General features: G+C 59.0%; 18 protein-coding genes, 6 tRNA genes and 1 rRNA gene. 1 reads left to right on the top strand and 24 read right to left on the bottom strand.

Going from position 1 to position 21,292, the window contains the following annotated elements:
* Window positions 1–2: 2 nt before the first annotated feature.
* The 23 genes from FTE24_RS21155 to FTE24_RS21045 all read right to left on the bottom strand — a co-directional run bounded on the left by FTE24_RS21155 (window position 3) and on the right by FTE24_RS21045 (window position 19,657).
* On the bottom strand, window positions 3–1,220 hold the full coding sequence (locus FTE24_RS21155; protein WP_150230568.1) for a cation:proton antiporter: 1,218 nt from the start codon (window positions 1,218–1,220) through the stop codon (window positions 3–5).
* Window positions 1,220–1,717, bottom strand: coding sequence for a cation:proton antiporter regulatory subunit (locus FTE24_RS21150; protein ID WP_150230569.1), 498 nt, complete (start codon window positions 1,715–1,717; stop codon window positions 1,220–1,222). Before FTE24_RS21150 ends, FTE24_RS21155 begins: the two co-directional genes overlap by 1 nt.
* Window positions 1,718–2,002: 285 nt before the next feature.
* Window positions 2,003–2,515, bottom strand: coding sequence for an adenine phosphoribosyltransferase (locus FTE24_RS21145; RefSeq protein ID WP_150230571.1), 513 nt, complete (start codon window positions 2,513–2,515; stop codon window positions 2,003–2,005).
* A gap of 61 nt (window positions 2,516–2,576) precedes the next feature.
* Window positions 2,577–5,024, bottom strand: a complete 2,448-nt coding sequence (recJ, locus tag FTE24_RS21140; protein WP_150230573.1) for a single-stranded-DNA-specific exonuclease RecJ — start codon at window positions 5,022–5,024, stop codon at window positions 2,577–2,579.
* A 165-nt stretch (window positions 5,025–5,189) separates the two neighbouring features.
* Window positions 5,190–6,098 carry a cation diffusion facilitator family transporter gene (locus FTE24_RS21135; RefSeq protein WP_160441851.1) on the bottom strand — a complete coding sequence of 303 codons (909 nt, stop codon included), beginning with the start codon at window positions 6,096–6,098 and terminating at the stop codon, window positions 5,190–5,192.
* Between the two features lie 119 nt (window positions 6,099–6,217).
* Window positions 6,218–7,156, bottom strand: coding sequence for a protein translocase subunit SecF (gene secF / locus FTE24_RS21130; RefSeq protein WP_415663131.1), 939 nt, complete (start codon window positions 7,154–7,156; stop codon window positions 6,218–6,220).
* Entirely contained in the window at window positions 7,137–8,615 is a 1,479-nt protein-coding gene (gene secD / locus FTE24_RS21125) for a protein translocase subunit SecD (RefSeq protein WP_150230579.1), read from the bottom strand. Before secD ends, secF begins: the two co-directional genes overlap by 20 nt.
* Before the next feature lie 89 nt (window positions 8,616–8,704).
* Window positions 8,705–8,992, bottom strand: a complete 288-nt coding sequence (locus FTE24_RS21120) for a post-transcriptional regulator (RefSeq protein WP_150230581.1) — start codon at window positions 8,990–8,992, stop codon at window positions 8,705–8,707.
* Window positions 8,993–9,138: 146 nt separating this feature from the next.
* Window positions 9,139–10,455 carry an SLC13 family permease gene (locus tag FTE24_RS21115; protein WP_150230583.1) on the bottom strand — a complete coding sequence of 439 codons (1,317 nt, stop codon included), beginning with the start codon at window positions 10,453–10,455 and terminating at the stop codon, window positions 9,139–9,141.
* Between the two features lie 260 nt (window positions 10,456–10,715).
* Complete coding sequence (gene yajC / locus FTE24_RS21110) at window positions 10,716–11,045, bottom strand: preprotein translocase subunit YajC (protein ID WP_150230585.1); 330 nt, start codon at window positions 11,043–11,045, stop codon at window positions 10,716–10,718.
* Between the two features lie 61 nt (window positions 11,046–11,106).
* Complete coding sequence (gene tgt / locus FTE24_RS21105; RefSeq protein ID WP_150230587.1) at window positions 11,107–12,246, bottom strand: tRNA guanosine(34) transglycosylase Tgt; 1,140 nt, start codon at window positions 12,244–12,246, stop codon at window positions 11,107–11,109.
* A gap of 24 nt (window positions 12,247–12,270) precedes the next feature.
* Window positions 12,271–13,305, bottom strand: coding sequence for a tRNA preQ1(34) S-adenosylmethionine ribosyltransferase-isomerase QueA (gene queA, locus FTE24_RS21100; protein WP_150230589.1), 1,035 nt, complete (start codon window positions 13,303–13,305; stop codon window positions 12,271–12,273).
* A gap of 7 nt (window positions 13,306–13,312) precedes the next feature.
* Complete coding sequence (locus FTE24_RS21095) at window positions 13,313–15,427, bottom strand: SpoIID/LytB domain-containing protein (protein ID WP_160441850.1); 2,115 nt, start codon at window positions 15,425–15,427, stop codon at window positions 13,313–13,315.
* Window positions 15,428–15,476: 49 nt separating this feature from the next.
* On the bottom strand, window positions 15,477–16,484 hold the full coding sequence (gene ruvB, locus FTE24_RS21090; protein ID WP_141446462.1) for a Holliday junction branch migration DNA helicase RuvB: 1,008 nt from the start codon (window positions 16,482–16,484) through the stop codon (window positions 15,477–15,479).
* 37 nt (window positions 16,485–16,521) lie between these two features.
* Window positions 16,522–17,142 carry a Holliday junction branch migration protein RuvA gene (gene ruvA / locus FTE24_RS21085; protein ID WP_141446463.1) on the bottom strand — a complete coding sequence of 207 codons (621 nt, stop codon included), beginning with the start codon at window positions 17,140–17,142 and terminating at the stop codon, window positions 16,522–16,524.
* Window positions 17,139–17,642 carry a crossover junction endodeoxyribonuclease RuvC gene (gene ruvC / locus FTE24_RS21080; RefSeq protein ID WP_141446464.1) on the bottom strand — a complete coding sequence of 168 codons (504 nt, stop codon included), beginning with the start codon at window positions 17,640–17,642 and terminating at the stop codon, window positions 17,139–17,141. Before ruvC ends, ruvA begins: the two co-directional genes overlap by 4 nt.
* A 305-nt stretch (window positions 17,643–17,947) precedes the next feature.
* A tRNA-Arg gene (locus FTE24_RS21075) sits at window positions 17,948–18,024 on the bottom strand.
* A 9-nt stretch (window positions 18,025–18,033) separates the two neighbouring features.
* A tRNA-Gly gene (locus FTE24_RS21070) sits at window positions 18,034–18,108 on the bottom strand.
* 20 nt (window positions 18,109–18,128) lie between these two features.
* A tRNA-Asp gene (locus tag FTE24_RS21065) sits at window positions 18,129–18,204 on the bottom strand.
* A 19-nt stretch (window positions 18,205–18,223) separates the two neighbouring features.
* Window positions 18,224–18,297: transfer RNA gene (locus FTE24_RS21060), tRNA-Met, on the bottom strand.
* A gap of 46 nt (window positions 18,298–18,343) precedes the next feature.
* Window positions 18,344–18,419 (bottom strand) — tRNA-Val (locus tag FTE24_RS21055).
* 6 nt (window positions 18,420–18,425) lie between these two features.
* A tRNA-Glu gene (locus tag FTE24_RS21050) sits at window positions 18,426–18,497 on the bottom strand.
* A 290-nt stretch (window positions 18,498–18,787) separates the two neighbouring features.
* Window positions 18,788–19,657: an NAD(P)-dependent oxidoreductase gene (locus FTE24_RS21045; protein WP_150235724.1), complete on the bottom strand. Its 870-nt coding sequence runs from the start codon at window positions 19,655–19,657 to the stop codon at window positions 18,788–18,790.
* 214 nt (window positions 19,658–19,871) lie between these two features.
* Here FTE24_RS21045 and FTE24_RS21040 point away from each other — a divergent pair, with 214 nt between their 5' ends.
* Complete coding sequence (locus tag FTE24_RS21040; RefSeq protein ID WP_202111952.1) at window positions 19,872–20,852, top strand: ketoacyl-ACP synthase III; 981 nt, start codon at window positions 19,872–19,874, stop codon at window positions 20,850–20,852.
* A 326-nt stretch (window positions 20,853–21,178) separates the two neighbouring features.
* Here the strand turns inward: FTE24_RS21040 and rrf are convergent.
* Window positions 21,179–21,292: ribosomal RNA gene (gene rrf, locus FTE24_RS21035) — 5S ribosomal RNA — on the bottom strand; the annotation flags it as partial.

Here is a 21,292-nt window from a genome sequence, read left to right as displayed (position 1 = left end):
CTCTACTGAAGCTTGTCTCCGCCGGGCTTCGATTTCATCGGAATGATCTTCGTGACGAACTTGTGCACCATTGCCGATTCCTTGGTCAGGAACGGTCCGAGTACCGCCAGGATCAAGACGTAAATCGCCGCGAAAGGCTGAAGAATCGCCATCAGTCCGCCGGCCGCGCCCAGATTCGCCATAATGATGGAAAATTCGCCGCGCGATACGATCGTCAAGCCGACGTTGGACGAAGCTTTGGGCGACAAATTGCCCGTGCGTCCGGCCAGCATGCCCGCCGTGTAGTTGCCGATGATCGTCAGGATGACCGCGCCGATCGCAAGCCATACCGCGCTGCCTTTGAGGCTGAGCGGATCGATTGTCAAGCCGAAGCTGAAGAAGAACAAAGCGCCGAAGAAATCGCGGAACGGCAGGATCGCTTTTTCGATCCGGTGCATATGCTTCGTCTCCGCCAATACGAGGCCGACGAGCAGGGCGCCGATCGCTTCCGCCACGTGGATCGTTTCGGAGAAGCCGGCTACGAGGAACAGCATCGCGAACACCGTCGTCAAAAAGACTTCGTTCGAAGAAATGCCGAGCAGTTTGTTGAGCACCGGCACGAGCAGTCTGCCGACGATCAGCACGAGCAGCATGTATCCGAGCGCGATGCCCGCGGACAGCAGGATGCCGCCGAGCGTGGTCGCTCCGCTGAGCAGAAGACCGGACAAGATGGACAGGTACACGGCGAGGAACACGTCCTCGAACATGATGATGCCCAGAATCATTTCCGTCTCCGGGTTGGCCGTCCGTCTCAGGTCGACGAGAACCTTGGCGACGATGGCGCTGGACGAAATGGTCGTAACCCCCGCGATAACGAGCGTTTCGAGAATCGGAAAACCGCAGATAAAGCCGTACAGCAGTCCGAGCGTGAAATTGATGCCGATATAAATGGAACCGCCGATTGCGATCGACTTGCCGGCTTTGGCCAGGCGTCCGACCGAAAATTCGAGTCCCAGATAGAACAGCAGGAAGATGACGCCGAGCCGGCCCATGAAGTTGATCAGCTCCGCGCTTTCGATAAAGCGCAGGTCGATCAACCCGAAATGCGGCGCGTGCGGCCCGACGGCCATGCCGGCGAGAATGTAGAACGGAACGACGGAGAAGCGGAGCTTAACGGACAGGAACCCGGCGAGCGCGATAAGCAGTACCGCGATCCCGACTTCGAATACCATATGGTCCATTACGCCTCACCTGCTTCCAGCATCCTTTTCAACGTCTGAATGTTTTGGCGTTCTCCGGCCACGACGAGCGTCATGCCTTCGGCCAGCACGTATTCCGGTCCCGGACTTACGGTCTGCCTGTGCGACGTTTCGATAGCGGCGATCACGATCGTTCCGGTATTTTCCCGGATCTTCAAATCGCCGATCGAACGCCCGATCGCTTTCATGCCTTTTTTGAGCTTGTACCATTCGATCGACAGCTGGTCCAGCGTATGCTCGACTTTCTCGAGCGCTGTCGGCTGGTAGTTCATACCGCCCACGATGCCGCCCAACTGGCGGGCTTCGGTGTCGGTCAGCGTCATGACGCTCATCAACTCCTCCGGATCCTCCGGCGATGGACAGAACAGTTCGCGCTTGCCGTCTTCATGCAAAATCACGATGAAGCGGTCGCCTTCTTCGGTGTCGATCAGGAATTTACGCCCGATTCCCGGAAGGTCGGTTTCTCTAATGACGGACATGGTATCCCCTCCTTAACTTGTAAAATGCGGACCGGGTAAAAAGAACCGTCCAAAACGAAAAGAGGCTCTTTTTCCGAGTCTCCCCCTACTCTACGGCCCGCAATAGAAAAGGTTTCAAAAAAAGGCGATTTATTTTCGTTTTTTGTTCTTTTGGGCATAAAAAGCGCTAAAAAGCAACAAAACCCGTCATTTGCTCCCGCTTGCTGCACGGGATGTCAAATAACGGGTCTTTAAGCTCTTATTTAATAAAATCGGAATGATTTCGAGCCGGCTTGCGTGCGCTTATCAGCCTTTGATCAGGTTGAACACTTCGACGTCGTCCAGGCGGCTGCGCCCGTTCAGCTCTTCGAGTTCGATCAGGAAAGCCGCACCGACGACGTTGCCGCCGAGCTGGCGAACGAGGCTGACGGACGTGGCGATCGTGCCGCCGGTCGCGAGCAGATCGTCCGCGATCAGGACGTTTTGTCCTTCTTTGACAGCGTCGATATGCATAGCGAGCGTATCTTTGCCGTATTCGAGATCGTATTCGATTTCAACGGTCTGGTAAGGCAGTTTGCCGACTTTGCGAATCGGTACGAAGCCGACGCCGAGCGCGTAAGCCAGCGGCGCGCCGACGACGAATCCGCGTGCTTCCGGTCCGGCGATCAGGTCGATTTGCAAATGTTCGACCTGTTTCTTCAGAGCGTCGATCGCCTCGCGATACGCCGGTCCGTTGCCGAGCAGGGTCGTGATGTCTTTAAAGCTGATGCCCGGTTTCGGAAAATCGGGAATCACGCGAATATGTTCGTTAAAATCCAAATCAATCTCCTCCTAAGTCTGGTTTCCCGGATGGGACGGCGAAAGAACGGCTTCCGCCCTCTTACACCGAAAAAGATAAAGCCGCGTCCGGATTTGCGGCACGGACCGCCTGCATCCGCTGCGTGAGCCAGATGCCGATGTCCTCGCCCGGACCGAGCAGCCGGCGTTCCAGCGCCTCGGCTTCCTGCAGCGTGCGATAGGCCGCGGCCGAATCGAGCGCCGCCTTGGGCGGGCTCGGATTCGCGGTCACGGAACCTTCGGCCCGGACGATGAACCGCAGTTCTTCGAAGACGTCCAGCGTCATGCGAATCATGCGCGGCGAACAGCCGGACGTCCGGCAGAGCCGTTGGACCAACTGCCGACCGTCCACGGGCTCGGCCGCGGCTTTGCGCAGCTCGACGTAGATGGTCTTGATCCGCTCCCGGCTCGGGTCGCTGAGGCGTTCGGCCGAAGGGCCGCCTGCCGGATACATCAACACGATGTTTTCCAGAGCGGGGAATTGCGCCAGCATCCGTTCGAACGGTTCCGCCGTGTCCGGCAGATCCAGAATGAACAGCGTGCGCGTCTTGGCCGGGTCCGCTTCCGCATGGCCGCTTTCCGTTTCTTCAATCCCGGAATATTTATCATACAGCCAAACCGGCAGTTGCGCCAGAGTCTTATTCGAAACTTTTAGCGTCTCCGGCCGAACGGCTGCCGCGATCTGATCCGGCCCGCAGGCAAGCACGGATTCGGCTTTTTTGCGGAAGCGTTCGACGTCTTCCGCCGACGCCGTCGCCGAGCGGCGATCGAATACCTGGAACGCCGGAAGCGCAAGATCGCGCACCATCAGCTGCGGCTTGCGGCTGCCGCGCCATTCGTTGATCCCCGGTTCGGCCAGCAGATCGAGCCGGTCGCCTTCGACCACGTACTCGGCCAGGGCGCCTTTGCCGAAGGCGACCGCTTCGACGACGCACCCGTCCTGCTCGACCACGAGTTTGAGATGCGTGTTCGTCTTGCCCATCGTCAGCACGCGCTGCACTTTGACGCCCCGGAAGACGAGCTGGGGAGTCGGGTTGCTCATGCCGAACGGAGCCATCCGGTCCAGTTCTTCGATGACCGGCAGCGGAATATCGGCCAGCGAGCACTCCGTCTCCGCTTCGATGACCGGCACCAGATGTTCCGGCTTCAGCACGTTCGCCGCGTAAGCGTTCAGCCCGGCTTCGAACTCGCCGATCCGGCCGCTACCCAGGCTCATGCCCGCCGCCGCGGGATGGCCGCCGAAATGGTCCATCGTCTTTTCGACCGACAGCAGCGCTTCGTAGATGTCGAAGCCGGCGATCGAACGCGCGGAGCCTTTGCACGTTCCTTTGTCCGCGTCGATCCCGAGAATGATCGTCGGACGGTAATACCGTTCGAGAATTTTGGAAGCTACAATGCCGACGACGCCGACGTTCCAGCCTTCGCCTGCCAGCACGATCACGTTCGGCACCTCGCCCGCGTCCACGATTTTTTTCTCCAGCAGGACGACCGCTTCGCCGACGATGTCTTCGACGTTTTTCTGCCGCTCTTTGTTAAGCAGATCCAACACGGACGACAGATGTTCCGCCCGGTCGCGCTCTTCGGTAATGAGCAGGTCGACCGCGCGGTTGGCGTGATCCAGCCGGCCGCTCGCGTTGATGCGCGGCGCGATCGCAAACGCGATGCCGACCGAAGTCAGCTGGTCCGGCGCGCTGCCGGCAACTGCCAGCAGCGCTTCCACGCCCGGCGACGGATTTCGCCGCATCGCTTCGATGCCCCGCGAGACGAGCAGCCGATTCTCGCCGGTCAGCGGCATCAGATCCGCGACCGTGCCGATCGCCGTCAGGTCCATCCATTCCTCCGGCGGCTCTCCCAGAAGCGCATGGGCCAGCTTGAACGCGACCCCGACTCCGGCCAGGCCTTTGTACGGATATTCGCACAGCGGCAGCTTCGGATTGACGAGGGCGAATGCCTGCGGCAGCACGGCCGGCGGTTCGTGGTGATCGGTCACGACGACGTCGATACCGAGCTCCGCCGCGTAAGCGATCTGATCGACGGCGCTGATCCCCGTATCCACGGTCACGATCAGCTTGACGCCTTCGGCCGCAGCTTCGTCGATCGCATGGCGGTGCAGGCCGTATCCTTCTTTGGAACGATGCGGGATATACGTCCCGAAGTCCGCACCGAGCCGCTTCATCAGCCGGATCATGAGCGCGGTGCTCGATACCCCGTCGGCGTCGTAGTCGCCGTAGATCCAGATCCGTTCTCCGCCTTCCAGGGCGGCGCGTATACGCTGCACCGCCGCCTGCATGCCGTGCAGCAGATACGGATCGTGCAGCCCGGCCAAGTCTTCGTCTCCGTCTAGGAAGCCGGCCGCCGATGCCGGCTCCGTGTACCCCCGGTTCGCGAGCAGCGACGACAGCAGCGGGGACAGGTTCAGTTCTTCGCCGAGACGCTCTACCGCCTCGCGCTCCGGACTTGCGATTTTCCATTGATATTGCGAATGCAGCACAAGCTCACCTGCCTTTTCTTTTTTTGAATAGATATCGATGGCGTTAGAGCCCCGACCGGCTTCGGGCTTCAGTTCATACTTCAGTTCGGGCTTCAATCAGAATTCAGTTCGGGCTTCAAATCGAACAAACGCGGATTGCTCCGCGTTCGAATAGATGCTGCCTATTCATTGCACGATCGTCGGCTCTTCGCCGCTGCTGAGCAGTTCTTCATTCGACTTGTACGGATAACCCGTATGATACGGTTCGACCCGCACATCGACTTCGATTACCTGCACGAAGCGGTGCATGAGCAGATCGCGGGACCGCTGGGCGATCTCTTCCGCTTCCTTGACCGTCATGCGCGGATTGACGCTCAGCACCAGCTCGATACGGACCGTTTCCAGCGAACGGACCGCTTTCAGTTCGCGTACTTCGATCACGCCGCGAACGCGCTGGACCGTTTCCACAAAAGGCTTCGGATTTTCTTCGACTTTTTTGACCGCGGCCGGCGATTCTTCGAGCACCCGCAGCATCAACCGGAGCGCTTTGACGATGGCCACGAACGCGACCGCAATCGAAGCCGCCGAATCCGCGTACATCAGCTGCGGCATATCGTACAGGCTGCCCGTGATCGACAGCGCCATGCCCGCGGCCACGACCATGGACGCGTACAGGGAAAAGCGGTGTTCGGCCGCGAAGCGGCGGGCCGCCGGACGGTCCTGGGCCGCAAGGCGGCGATAACGGTGCACGAACAAGCCCTGCCCGACGATCACCGCGACGAAAAAGGCGGCAAACGCGCGTGCGCCGGGTGACTGCGGTACCCCGGCCGCCAGATCGTCGAAGCCCGAAATCGATACTTCGATCGCCCCGACCAGAATCAGCGCGGCGAACAGAATGCGCACGACCGGCACCGACAAGCCTTTTCCCCCGCGCGGGCTGCGCACGGCATCGGAAGCGGAGTTCAGCGCGTCGGCCAGCAGCGCCGGACTTCCTCCCATCCATCCTCCGATGCCTTTGATCAGTGCCGCGGCACCCAGTATGCAGGCATCGGTCCAACCTGAAGCTTTCCCGCCTTGTTGTTGACGGACCGCCATAAGCATTCCCCTCTCGTATTGAATCGGACGCAGCCGCGCCGATCTGTGCGGAGCCTGTTACACAAGAAAAGCCGCGCCTCGAATGCGGGACGCGGCTTTACGGCACTGCCGTAACAATCTTAGTTCGTCGCTTTGGACGGAGCGGCCGCGGACGGCTTTTTCTTGCTTCTGAGCGCCAGCCACATCGGGCTTGCGATAAAGATGGAAGAATACGTACCGAACAGCAGTCCGAGCACCATCGCCAGAGAGAACATGCGAATCGACTCGCTGCCCATGACGAGCAGGGCGAATGCCGCGATGAAGACGGTGAATACGGTACCGAGCGAGCGGATCATCGTCTGCGAAATGCTTCGGTTGACGAGTTCTTCCAGATCGCCGCGCGTCTGCTTTTTGGCAAAGCGCAGATTTTCCCGGATTCGGTCGAAAATAACGATCGTATCGTTGATCGAGAAACCGATGATGGTCAGAATCGCCACGATGAACGTCAGGTTGACTTCAAGCCGCAGGATCGAGAACACGCTGATGACGAGAAAAGCATCGTGCAGCAGGGCCACGATCGCCGACAAGGCGAAGCGCCATTCGAAACGGATCGTAACGTAGATCATGATGCCGATACTGGCCACGGCGATCGCCAGCAGCGCGTTGCGCTCCAGCTCCTTCGCCATTTCCGTATCGACCGTGTTGATCTCGTACGAAGCGTTCGGATCGATCTCGCTGTTGAACGTCGACTGCAAACTTTGCACCTGCGCGTCCGTCAGCACTTCGGGGAAGCGGATATTGACACGGTCGTTGCCGGCCGTGATACTCGCTTCCTGATCGAGCTTGGCATCGCTGACCACCTTCTCCACCTGAGCCTGCGTCACCGCTTTGGATACCGAAATATCCACGTTCGAACCGGAACGGAAATCGACGCCGTAGTTCAGGCCGAACACCGAGAGGCTGATAATGCCGGCGAGCGTCACGATCAACGAGAACGTATAGAAATACTTGCTCTTTTTGACAAAGTTGAAATTCCAGTTCGAATGGTTCGATTGATTTTTAGAGCTCACGAATTTCACTCCCCTTTACTCCGAAATACCCCGGCTTCTTCAAGGATTTCGCCTTAACGAGCAGAGAGAGCAGGAAACGGGACAGGAAGACGTTCGTAATGATGCTGGTCACGATATCGATCATCAGGACGAGCGCGAAGCCCCGAACCGATCCCGTACCGAGCCAGAACATGACGGCGCCCGCGATCAAGGTTGTAATCTGGGCATCCATAACGGTACGGAACGAACTTTTGCTGCCGGACCGGAAAGCCGACAAAATGCTTTTTCCGCTGCGCAGTTCTTCCTTGATCCGTTCATAGGTGATGATGTTGGCGTCGACCGCCATCCCGATGCCCAGTATGAAGGCCGCGATGCCCGGCAGGGTCAGCGTAATATCGGCCCAGATAAAGACCAGAATCGTGCCCCACGTATGAATGATCAGGCAGAATGCGGCAATCAGACCCGGAATCCGGTACATGAACATCATGAAGATCAAGATGATGATCGAACCGACGATGCCGGCCCGAAGCGTCTGGTCCAGCGACAGCTGTCCGAGCGTCGCTCCCACGCTCTGGGAGTATTTCTCGGTCAACTGCAGCGGCAGCGCGCCCAGGTTGATCGTATCGCGCAGGTTCTGCGCTTCTTCACGCGAATAATCGCCCGAGATTTGCGCCGTTCCGCCGGTGATGCGATCCCGCACGACCGGAGCCGACAGCAGTTCGTCGTCCAGGAAGATCGCCATAGGCTGGCCGATCAATCTGCCGGTCACTTCCGCAAACTTGTCCGGGTCGTTGAGTTCGATCGAAATCATCGGTTCGTTCAACGAAGTGTACTGGACCGAAGCGCCGTTCGGCTTGAAGTCCTGGCCGGTCAGCTCGATCTTGTCGTACCCCTGGAACGGATCGGCTTTCGCGGCGTCGGTCTTCGTGCCGGTCGTTTCGTCCGTGCCGGCCGCTTTATCGGTACCGGTCGTATCGTCCGTACCGGTTCCTGCGGCGGCGTCGGTCTTCGTGTCTTCCTCGGCCGGAGCCGCTTCGTCCGTACCGGCTGCCGCATCCGCGGAATCGGTATTTTCCAAAGCGGCCTCGTCTTTGGCTGCCGCGTCGGTCTTACCTGCCGCGCCGGTCTCCGAAGCGTTCCCCATACTGCGGAACGTCAGGTTGGCGGGTTCTTTGATGCGTTCCCTAACGGCCATTTCGTCCGTGACGCCGGCGATTCTGAGACGGATCCGGTTCGTGCCTTCGGTCGTAATCTCGGGCTCGCTTCCCCCAAGGGCGTCTACGCGTTTTTCGAGACTCTTGGCCGTTTCGGTCAGGGATTCTCTGGTGACTTCTGCTCCGCCCGTCATTGGCGACGCCTCGTACAGAATCTCGAAGCCGCCTTTTAAGTCCAGTCCCAATCGAACCGAATTCAACAGGTTAGGCGTACTCCAGACCATGACCCCGATCGAGACGAGCACAATCACAATGAAACTGACAATTCTCTTCATGCCGTTTCTGGTTCCCCCTTTTTTCTCAATATTCCCATTATAGCGACGCCGGAAAATGGAGTCAATGAAGCAAAATTAAAGACTCTCCTTTAGGAAAAGGGAGCCTCTTTCAGCGCCGCCATCGTAAGGTGGTTCATCAGCCCGTCTACACGGAGCGTCAGAATGTCATTCACGATCTGATGCAGCGGCGGATCGACCTTGCCTGCATACCTTTTATTGACGCAGCGCCACACGTCTTCCCACATCGCCTGTTCGTATCCGAGGAAATGAAATTCGTCGGCTTTGCGCCGGCAAAGCTCGATTACGGCCTCCGTCAAGTCTTCTCCGGTCAATTCTTCCGCCGGGGGCTCCTGCCGGTTCAACTGCTCGTCTGTCATGAATGTCCTCCTTGTGTGCGGTCTTTCTCCGAAGCGGATAGGCGCTTGCCGCGCCCGAAAGCGGGCGGCCGGCGTCTATGCTTCTTTCGACGCCGACCTTGCCTTTTCCTGCCGCATGCCGGAGACAGGCAAAAGAAGCGCAGGCCTTACAGGATATGAGCGTACAGATACCAGCCTCCCGCCCCGAGCGCCAGCAGCGTGAGCGGAAACGCGACGGCCAAGTAGGAGAAATAGGAGAAGCGGTATCCTTCCTTCTGCGCAAGTCCCGCCGCCAGCACCCCGGCGACCGAACCGACCAGCGTGCCGCTCGAACCGATGCCGCAGCCGAGCGCAAGCGCCCACCACAGCGGATTCAGGTCGGACGGCCGCACCACTTCCATTTGCAGTCCGATCGTCTGCACGAGCGGAATGGCCGCGGCTGTCAGCGGAACGGGATCGAGCACGGCCGACAGCAGGCCCGTTACCGCGAACAGCACAAGCGCGGTCAACGATTTGTTCTCGTTCGTCAGCTCCAGCAGCCGCGTCGCGATCTCGCCCGTAATCCCCGTTTCGACCAGGCCGCCGGCCAATATGTAGAAACCGATCAGCACGCCGGGCGTTTTGAAATCCATGCGTTCGCGGATCTGCCGGGCTTCGCCCGCGGAGCGGACATTGACGAGCAGCATGAGCAGGGCCGCGTATACCGCGATCGCTCCGCTGCTCAAGCGCAGCTGCTCCTGTCCGAGCAGTCCGGCGACCAACAGGATCAGTATCCCCAGCGACAGCAGCGCCCGGGGGCGATCACTCACATAAAGCGACGGTTCCATCGCTTGAATCTCGGCTCTACGGCTTGCTCCGCCGCGCATTTCCCGGCGAAAGATGACCATCAGCAGCACGAGATGCACGACCAGCAGCGACAAGCCGGGTATCCACAAGTGTGCGGCGAACGCGCGCGTATCGAGTTCCGCGGCGGAACCGATCATCATGTTCGGCACGCTTCCGACAAGCGTCGTCATGCCGCCCAGATTGCAGGCGATCACGCTCATGATCAGCAGCGGTACCGGACCGATCCGCAGCGTGCGCCCGATCCGCAGAATCAGCGGCGCGAGCAGCAGCAGGGCCGGGCCGCTGCCCAGCAGCGCGGAAGCAGCCGCGGCCGACAGCGTGACCGCCGACAGAATCGCCGGCAGGCTGCCGCGGCACAAGCGGATCAGCTGGAGCGCCGCAAACTGCACGATTCCGCTGCGGTCGGCCGCCGCCGCGGTCACCGTCATGCCCAACAGCAGCAGCAGGGCATTCCACAGAATATGATGCGTCAGCGCGGCATTCCAGTCGACGATGCCCATGACCAACAGCAGAAGCGCGCCGATGCCGGCCGCCAAACTTCCGTTTATCTTTTCCGTTACGACCAGCACATAGACGATCGCGAACACGGCTGCCGCCGTATAGACCGGCCAAAATGCGGTATCGAATGCGGAAATCATGCGTTCACTTCCTTTCGAGCTTTGCCTGGGGCCTGGGGTTGGATCGGACCCGATCTTGTCCCGCTATCTATATAGAGTGTATCTGCGCGGGAAGGTTTCGGTCCGGCCGGCAATTTAAAGGTTCTCAAAAAAAGAAACTGCCGGAGAACGGAGTGATCCGTTCGGCGGCAGCTGCGGGGAAAGGCCGAAGCGGTCAACCCCCGCCGGCGCTTCCTTGTTCGATTAAGCTTACTTTGTTCTTAGCTTGCTTTTCTCTTAGCTTACTTTTTGTCGAGGCTGAGGTCGGAACCCGCAGTCGTGACATGGCTGATCGCGCTGCGATCGAAAGTCAGCTTCGTGACGTCGTTCACGCGAACGACCGCGATATCGCTGGTGATTTCGAGGATCGTGCCGTGCAGGCCGCCGATCGTGACGATCTTGTCGCCTTTTTTGAGCTGGCCGAGCATGGCGTTGCGCTGTTTTTGTTTTTTCTGCTGCGGACGGATCAGCAGGAAGTAGAAGATGGCGATCATGAACACGAAAGGCACGATGGTCATGAGCAGTCCGCCGCCCGAGCCGGCAGCAGCCGTAAGCGTTGTAGATGGAAACATAGTGAATCCCCCTTATTGTGCGAATGGCCGTACGACGAATCGTACTGGACCCGTGGGGCTTTTAGAACCCTTTATCATTAGCGTGCATGCCGTACTGCTCGAAAAATTCGTCGCGGAAATCCAACAGACGGTCTTCGCGGATCGCTTGCCGAACGCCGCGCATCAATTCGAGCAGGAAGTGGAGGTTGTGATAAGTGGTCAGCCGGAGGCCGAACGTCTCGTCCGCCTTGATCAGGTGACGCAGGTACGCCCGGGAATAGTTCCGGCAGGTATAGCAATCGCAGTTCGGATCGAGAGGACCGAAGTCTCTCGCGTACTGGGCATTGCGTACAACTACCCGGCCCTGGCTTGTCATCGTCGTTCCGTTACGCGCTATGCGCGTAGGCAGCACGCAGTCGAACATGTCGACTCCGCGAATGGCGCCTTCGAGCAGAGCATCCGGCGAACCGACGCCCATCAAATAACGGGGTTTGTTCGCCGGGAGCAGCGGTACCGTATACTCCAGCACTTCATACATCAGATGTTTCGGTTCTCCCACACTCAGTCCACCAATAGCATACCCCGGGAAATCCATCGAAGTCAAATCAGCCGCGCTCTGGCGCCGCAGATCTTCGTGCATGCCGCCCTGAACGATCGCGAACAGACCTTGATCCTGCGGACGCGCATGGGCTTCGAGGCAGCGTTCCGCCCATCTCGACGTCCGCTCGAGCGAACGTTTGAGGTACGCATGTTCCGCCGGGTAAGGCGGGCATTCGTCGAACGCCATCATGATGTCCGAACCGAGCGCGTTCTGAATGTTCATCGCCACTTCCGGCGACAGGAACAGCTTGTCTCCGTTAATGTGGGAACGGAAGTTGACGCCTTCTTCGGTAATCTTGCGCATCTCCGCCAGGCTGAACACCTGGAAGCCGCCGCTGTCCGTCAGAATCGGGCGATCCCAATTCATGAATTTGTGCAGGCCGCCGGCTTCGCGGATAATGTCGTGTCCCGGACGCAGGAACAGGTGATACGTGTTGCTCAGAATGATTTGCGCGTCCATTTGCTTGAGTTCTTCCGGGCTCATCGTTTTGACGGTGGCCAACGTGCCGACCGGCATGAACGTCGGCGTATCGATGATGCCGTGCGGCGTGTGCACGCGGCCGAGCCGCGCGCCCGACTGCTTGCAGGTTTTGATAGGTTCGTAACGGATTGCTGATGTCATCGGATCGTTCCTTTGCAAGAAAATTTAATAGATAAACATGGCGTCGCCGAAGCTGAAAAAGCGGTACTCCCGCTCTACCGCTTCCCGGTAGGCCGCAAGCACGCGGTCCCGTCCGGCAAGCGCGCTGACGAGCATGACAAGTGTCGACTTGGGCAGATGGAAATTCGTAATGAGCGCGTCGACGATTTTGAAGTCCTGGCCCGGATACAGGAAGATCTGCGTCCATCCGCTATCGGCGCCGAGGCGTCCCTGTTCGTCCAGGGTGCGCCTTGCCGCCGATTCAAGCGTCCGCGTCGACGTGGTGCCGACCGAGATCACCCGTCCGCCGCGCGCGCGGGTCCGGTTGATCAATTCGGCCGTTTCCGCCGAAAGTTCGTAATACTCTTCGTGCATAACATGTTCTTCGACGTTCTCCACCGAGACCGGACGGAAAGTGCCCAGTCCCACGTGCAGCGTCACGAAGCCGATCTCCACGCCTTTGGCGCGCAGCCGATCCAGCAGTTCTTCGGTAAAATGCAGGCCGGCCGTCGGAGCCGCGGCCGAGCCTTCGTGCTTGGCATAGACCGTCTGGTAACGCTCCCGGTCGTCCAGCCGTTCCTTGATATAAGGCGGAAGTGGCATTTCGCCGAGACGGTCGAGAATTTCCTGGAAAATACCTTCATAGCGGAACTCGATGATTCGGGCGCCCATATCGCCTTCTTCCAGCACGACCGCTTCCAGTTCGTCGCCGAAGCTCAGCACCGAACCGGCTTTCGCTTTTTTGCCGGGCTTCGCCAGCGTCTCCCACCGGTCGCCTTCGATATTTTTGAGCAGCAGCAGTTCGATCCGCGCTCCGGTCTCCGGTTTGATCCCGTGCAGGCGCGCCGGCATGACGCGGGTGTCGTTAAGGATCAGCGTATCGCCCGGATGCAGCATGTCCAATATATCGTAAAAATGCTCATGCGCCATCTCGCCCGTACGTTTGTCCAGCGTCAGCAGCCGCGAAGACGACCGCTCGGCGAGCGGCGTCTGCGCGATCAGACGCTCGGGCAGTTCAAAATCGTAATCTTCTACATTCATGGAGTCTTCAGTCCTTAACGAGTTCTACGTTATTGTAATAGCGAAGCAGGATGTCTTCGTAACTTTGTCCCTGGTCGGCCAGCCCTTTCGCTCCCCACTGGGAGAGACCGAGACCGTGGCCGTTGCCGCGGCCGACGAAAAAGAATCCGGTGCCCGAAGTCACCGCGGACGTATTGCTGCCAACCGCCGCGAGGCTGCGGCTGATCGTGCCCGTTTTCGCGGAAGCGCCGATCTTGAGCTGCGCCGCTTTCACGCTGCCGGAAGCCGTCGCCGAAGTGATCGCCGTGTAGGCATCGGCCGACACGACGTCGAACAGCGTGCTCGGCAGCCCGCTGAACGCGGTCCGGAACATATCCGGATATTTCACGTCGACTTTGGTGCCGTTCACTTTCACTTCCGTCGCCCGGCCCGAAGGGCCGCGCTGGCTGACCTGAATCGTCTGGATCGTCGTCGGCAGCTTCGTCGTCGTGCGCCCTTTGAGCGAAGTCAGCAGTTGGGACGACGTATACGGCCCGCGAATCCATTCGTACGTATTCGATTCGCTGACGACTTCCAGCACGAGCGCTTCGTCGCCCGGATTCATTTTCGACAATTCCGACACGCTGCTCTGGATCATCGGCAGCGGACGCACTTTCGTGCTCGGAGCCGTCACCGTCATTTTGCGGAAGCCGGTCGCGTCGGTGCCTTTGTCTTTGACGTTATCTTCGCGCACGTAGCCGACCGTTCCGTTGGCCAGGGCGACATGATACCATTTTTTGAGATTGGCCGCCGCCGCGCTGTCCGATTCGGACGGGACGCTGGAGAACAGGCTGGCGCCCCCGCTGTTCCATACTTCGACCGGATCGGAAGTGACGCCGCCCGCATTGGACGAAAACAGCGCTTCGACCGGCTTGCCGTTCTGCTCGAGGATCTCGCCGTTCGTCGCGTCGACGGCCGCATTGACCGTCTTGCTCTCGGAAGCGATGCCGTTATACGCCTGGCTCAACGTGGAGTCGACGACGTCGGCCACTTTGAACTTGGTCGTCGTCTGCGTCTGCACCGTTGCGTAGCTGCGCGCCGCCACGGCCTGTGCCTTGAGCGATTCGGCCGGCCACGAAGCCGGAACTTCCGAGCCGACGACCGAATAGAGATACTGCTCCATCGGCAGCTCGTTCACCAGGTACAGCTGGCTGCCGTAGACGCCGATTTCGAGGCCGCCGCGGTAAGAACGCTTCGAACGCTCTTCGACGCGGATGCCGCTCTCCGCCGTGCCGTCGATCCACAACCGGTCTTTTTCCCCGAGCGTCAACAGATACAGCGGGGAAGCCGTGCCGGCCACAAGGCCCGCCGTGGCGTCGCTGCGCAGCACGATCGACGCCGAAGCGGAGTCCGGCGCTGCCGAAAGCGCGCCGCCGAGTGCGCCGGAAGCCGCGGCTTTGATCGCGTCGAGAGCGGCCGCCGACGTTTCTTCGCCGACGCGGACGACGTAGACGGCTTTGCCGGCGGCGTCGCTCGATAAGGCGACGACGCCGTCCAGGCCGGCATCCAGCGCTTTTTGCAGCGCCGGGGCAGCCGCGCCGAGCGACGCGTAACTGCCCGCGTTCAGGGTGAAGGAACCCGTCGCTTTGGGCGAGAGTCCGGCGATTCCCTTGACGGCCGGACTGGCGGACAGGCGCGCCGCCGCGTCGGCTGCCGCTTTGTCGTTTGCGTACGGGCCGGCGTACAGCTGGTACATGTCCCGGCCGCCGCGGCTGATCTTGTAGACGGACACTTTGTCGGAACCGGACTTCAGCTTGGACGCAACCGAAGAGACCGCCTGAAGATCGGAGCTTTCGCCCAGTTTGACTTTGGCGCCGTCAAGCGCGAAAGCCGCTGCGCTGCCGGCCGCGATCGAGAACTCTTTGGCGTACCCGTTATCCGTTCTCAGTCCGAACGCTACGGTGCTTTCCGGCGTAAGGGTAATCTTCTGCGTCGTTTGCTTGTACGTGCTCCCCAAATTCAGGAACAGTCCTACGCGTACCGCGTTGTCGGCTTCGGCCGCATGGGCCGGTGCGCTCAGCGGCAGGCAGGATAGGGCGACGGCCGCTGCCAGCAGCGGTTTTCCCCATTTGAGGGGCTTGGCGTTCGAGAATTGCTTGATCATGCTTGCGTTCCTCCTTGTGGATCGGAGCCTCTTCATCGGTCGAGGCGAATTATTTTCCGTCTTCCGGCATTGGCAGTCCCAAGTGGGCGTAAGCCTGGGCAGTCACAACGCGGCCTCTCGGCGTGCGCTGGATAAATCCGCTTTGCAGCAAGTAAGGCTCGTACACGTCTTCGATGGTCTGGCTCTCCTCGCCGATCGTCGCGGCGATCGTATCGAGCCCGACCGGTCCCCCGCGAAAACTTTGAATCATCGAGCGCAGCATTTTATGGTCGATGCTGTCGAGTCCGCGCGGATCGACCTGCAGGCGCGACAGCGCTTCGGCCGCGATCTCGGGCGTAATAATCCCGTCTCCGCGCACCTGCGCGAAGTCCCGCACGCGCTTGAGCAGCCGGTTCGCGATCCGCGGCGTTCCCCGGGCGCGCAGCGCGATTTCTTCGGCGGCATCGCCGATGATCTCGACGTTCAGCGTATCGGCGTTGCGCGAGACGATGAAAGCGAGGTCTTCGACGCCGTAGAATTCGAGCCGGCTCACGACGCCAAAGCGATCGCGCAGCGGCGCGGACAGCAGTCCCGCCCGCGTCGTGGCGCCGATCAGCGTGAACGGAGGCAGATCGAGCCGCACGGAACGCGCGCTCGGACCTTTGCCGATCATAATATCGAGCGCGGAATCTTCCATCGCCGGATACATCACTTCTTCGACGGTCCGGTGCAGCCGGTGAATCTCGTCGATAAACAGCACGTCGCCTTCCTGCAGGTTCGTCAGCAGCGCCGCCAAATCGCCGGGACGTTCGATCGCCGGTCCCGACGTCGTGCGCAGGTTCACGCCGAGCTCGTTCGCGATAATGTTCGCGAGCGTCGTTTTGCCGAGTCCCGGAGGTCCGTACAGCAGCACGTGATCGAGCGCTTCTCCCCGCATTTTGGCCGCTTCGATATATACTTTCAGGTTTTCCTTGACCTGATTCTGACCGATATATTCCGATAGATAGCGGGGACGCAGACTCAGTTCCACCGCCTGGTCTTCCATCATCAGATTGGCCGATATGATCCGGTCATCCATAAGTCCACCGTTCCTCCCCGTTTATACTGTACCGCATTTAACCTTTGTAAAGAACCTTCAAAGCCCGTTTCATGAGCAGATCGACCGGTTCGCCCGGCTGCAGGTCTTCTTTGAGGTGCATCCAGACTTTATCCAATTCCGCTTCCGTATATCCGAGCGCTTCGAGCCCTTCGCGGGCTTCTCTCCAACCGCCGCCGTCGAGTTCCGCTTCCGCCGCGGCGTTGTTGTCGAACAGTCCGCCGAGCGCGGGCGCCGCGAATCCGTCCAGCCGATCCTTGAGATCGAGCACCATGCGCTGCGCCGTCTTTTTCCCGATGCCCGGCAGTTTGATCAGGAACGTAAGATTCTCCTGCTGGATCGCCGAGACGACTTTCTCCGGGGTTCCCCCCGCCAAAATGCCCAACGCGACTCGCGGCCCGATACCCGATACTTCGATCAGGCGGCGGAACAGCTTTTGTTCTTCCCGCGTGGAAAAGCCGTACAGCAAAATGGCATCTTCCCGCACGCTATGATGGGTGTAGACCGTTACCGGTTCTTCCCCCTTGGCGGCAAAAGCGTACGGGTTCGGGCAAAAGACCCGGTACCCGACGCCCTGCACGTCCACGACGATATATTCCGTTTCCAGATGAGCCACTTGCCCTCGCACAAAATCGATCATTTTCGCAATACCTCATTCAGTTTGGAATTTAGTGTGGACGAATGCGCGTGGCAGATAGCGACCGCCAAAGCGTCCGCCACGTCGTCCGGCTTCGGAATGGCCTGCAGCTTGAGGAACATGCGCACCATCTCCTGGACCTGCCGCTTTTCGGCCTTGCCGTATCCGACGATGGCCTGCTTCACCTGCATCGGCGTGTATTCGCCGATCGGCAGGCCTTTCTGATGCGCCGCCAAAATAAGCACGCCGCGAGCCTGGCTGACCGGCATCGCCGTCGACACGTTCCGGTTGAAAAACAGTTTCTCGAACGCCACTTCGTCCGGTTTGTATTTATCGATCAGCTGCACCATCGCTTCATAGACATGCAGCAGCCGTTCTTCGTCGGGCGTGTGCGCCTCGGTCTGAATGCATCCGTATTGAACGGGAACGCATTTGCTTCCCTCTTTGTCGATAAATCCGAAGCCGACGATCGCAATCCCCGGGTCGATTCCCAATATCCGCAAGTTGATCTCTCCTTTTCCCCGAAAAAGCAAACGACGGCATCGCCTTGCAGGCTATCCGCTGCGCGTCTTGTCCAGTCCGGCCCATACATTCCACCGAACATATGTATCCGTCTTTTCATTATAGCAAAAGATGAAAAAAGGAGACACCCAAAAAGGAAGTCCGCTTCTTCAATTTCGGCATCCCGGCGGCAAAACCTTTGATCGTTCGGAACACAACAAAAAAAGACTGCTTTCGAGCCGGAAATTTCCGCCTGAAAAGCAGTCTTTCTTATCCGCGTCAGAAAATACGCTTCTTGAAAATAAAATGGCGCGCCCTGAGAGATTCGAACTCCCGGCCTTTTGATTCGTAGTCAAACGCTCTATCCAGCTGAGCTAAGGGCGCAAAAAACAATGGAGCGGACGACGGGAATCGAACCCGCGACCCTCGCCTTGGCAAGGCGATGCTCTACCGCTGAGCCACGTCCGCAAAACATTATTTAATTAAAATGGCGGAACCGACGGGATTTGAACCCGCGATCTCCTGCGTGACAGGCAGGCATGTTAACCCCTACACCACGGTTCCAGGCCAAAAGGTGAAACAATTGCGGGGGCAGGATTTGAACCTGCGACCTTCGGGTTATGAGCCCGACGAGCTACCGAGCTGCTCCACCCCGCGTCAGAGTGTATACTTGCTATATCCGACTTCGTCACTAAAGTCTTCATGGTGGAGGCTGAGGGGCTCGAACCCCCGACCCTCTGCTTGTAAGGCAGATGCTCTCCCAGCTGAGCTAAGCCTCCATGTTATGACCCGTAGGGGATTCGAACCCCTGTTACCTCCGTGAAAGGGAGGTGTCTTAACCCCTTGACCAACGGGCCTCATTGTCATTCGCTTCCTGCAGGCGTCTCGCTCGTTTCAGCGTTTCGTCCGCGGCGACAAGAAATAATATACCATGCAGGCATTATAACCGTCAACCCTTTTTGATAAAAAAATTAAAACAATTTAAAAACGCCTCCGTAAAGCCTGTCCCCGTGCCCTTTTTTACCCGTCATACAACCCTGTCCAAACGCTGCGGCGCAAAAAAAGCTCCCGGTCTGCCGGGAGCTTTTCAGGCCGTTTGTACAGCCCGATCCGAACGATTCCATGCTATGCCTTCTTGTCGATCCGATCAGTCCTTGGAATCGGCCCACAGCTTGTACAGCGCCTGGGTCCCTTTGTCCGCATAACCGGCATCGGCCAGCTTGCGGTAAAGCGATTCCGCAAGCTTCAAGCCGGGCAGCTCCAGCTTCATCTCGGCGGCCGATTCGAGGGCGATACCCATGTCCTTGATGAAATGCTTGACGTAGAACCCCGGTTCGAAGTCGCCGTCAAGCATACGCGGCACCAGATTACTGAGCGAAAAACTGCCGGCGGCTCCGGTCTCGATACTTTGCAGTACCTTTTTCGGATCGAGCCCCGCCTTCTCGGCATACACGATCGCTTCGGTGACGCCCATCATATTGGATGCAATCGCGATCTGGTTGCACATTTTGGTATTTTGCCCGGCTCCCGGTCCGCCCTGAAGCACGATATTGCTGCCGAGAATCTGCAGCAGCGGCAGCACCGCTTCAAAATCCGCCTGTTCCCCGCCGACCATGATCGACAGTTTGGCATTCTTGGCGCCCACGTCTCCGCCAGAGACCGGCGCGTCCAGCACATGCAGCCCTTTGCCTTGTCCCTGCTCGGCCAGACGGCGCGCAAGCAGCGGGCTGGACGTCGTCATGTCGATCAGGTAACTGCCTGCTTTGGCATGGGGAATCAGGCCGTCCTCGCCCGTATAGACCTCTTCCACGTCCTGCGGATAGCCAAGCATCGTGACGATCACGTCGCAGGCCGCGGCCAATTTGCCCGGCGAATCTTGCCAGACCGCTCCGCGGTCGATCAATTCCTGCGCTTTCGACGGGGTCCGATTATAGACATGTACCTCGTAACCGTTATCCAAAATATGGCCGGCCATGCTTTTGCCCATGACTCCGATACCGGCGAATCCGACGATCATTTTTGCGGAATCCAAATCTATCCACCCTTTCTTTCTCGATAAAATGTCGCTCGGCAGCGAGATCGCGGCGAAATGCCGACTCGAACGGCTTCGCCTCTTCTCAACTTTAGCATACCCGGCAAATTTGTTTCGTTAAAAACTTGCAAAAAATAGGTAAGCCTTTTATATTAGTACCAGGTACTAATGTAAAGTGCTAAAGGAGCTGACCTGCGTAATGACCCAAATTCATTCGACTGCACGCATCGCCGCTCTCGGCACTTACGTTCCCGAGCGCAGACTGACCAACGACGACCTGGAAGCGCTGGTCGAGACCAACGACGAATGGATCGTTCAGCGAACCGGCATCCGGGAAAGACGAATCGCCGGCGACGACGAATTCACTTCGCATCTCTGTATACGGGCCGTGGAAGATCTGCTGCGGCGTTATCCGGGAGCGCTGGAAGGCGTCGATCTGGTGTTGGCTGCTACAACAACGCCCGACTACCCTTTTCCTACCGTCTCCTGTCTCATCCAGGATGCATTTAAGCTGCCGAACGCCGGTACGCTGGATCTGAGCGCCGCCTGCACCGGCTTCACGTACGCGCTCCATCTGGCCAACGGAATGATCACCTCGCGCATGCATCGCAAAGTGCTCGTCGTGGCCGGAGAATGCATGAGCAAAACGATCGATTACACCGACCGCAGCACCTGCATCCTGTTCGGCGACGGAGCCGGCGCGGCAGTTGTCGAATACAGTGAAGAAGGCGCCTTTCTCGCGGCCCACATGGGCAGCGACGGAAGCGGAGGCATGCACGTCTATCGCGCCGGTATGTCCGATACGTTGAACGGACAGCCTTTGGACGGCAACGGGAAAGTGGTACAAAACGGACGCGAAGTGTACAAATGGGCCGTTCGCACCGTTCCGGAAGGCGTTCAACAGCTGCATGCCTCCCTGCCGGAAGGCACGCCGGCCGTGGACTGGTTCATTCCCCACAGCGCCAACCTGAAAATGATCGATTCGATCTCCGAAAAAGCGGGCTTTACCAAAGACAAAACGCTGACAAGCGCCGAATATTACGGAAACACTTCAGCCGCATCGATTCCTTTGGCGCTTCAGCTCGGGATCGACGCGGGAAAAGTCAAACGGGGCGACCTGCTTGCGATGTACGGATTCGGGGCGGGACTGACCCATTTGGGGCTTGTTGTTCGATGGTGAGGGCCGCGGGTCCGTTTCGACCTGCGCTTCGTTGCCCTCCCCCTTTTCTCGATTGGAATTAAAGCATCTGGCGGAAAAAGGGGAAGGACAAAGGCGCGCCGGTTCGAAACGGGCCCGCTCTGGGGGTAGAGAAGGCCTCTCAAGCCTCCAGGCGCTTGAGAGGCAGAGCGGGAATACTGTACGGTCAAGCGGGCTGTTATACGCCGCAGGGAAGAGGCAGCGGCTTCGCCGGCTGCGAGGGCGCAAAATTAAGGGCAAGGGATAAAATACTCTTTAAACAACAAAAGAGCCTTTACCGAATGAACGGTAAAGACTCTTTCTCTTTGGCTTGGCGGCTTCCTACTCTCCCAGGACCCTGCGGTCCAAGTACCATCGGCGCTAGAGGGCTTAACGGTCGTGTTCGAGATGGGAACGTGTGGAACCCCTCTGCCATCACCACC

It is taken from the genome of Saccharibacillus sp. WB 17 (genome assembly GCF_008634075.2).
Taxonomy (GTDB): Bacteria; Bacillota; Bacilli; order Paenibacillales; family Paenibacillaceae; genus Saccharibacillus; species Saccharibacillus brassicae.
This window is presented reverse-complemented; position numbering and strand designations above follow the sequence as displayed.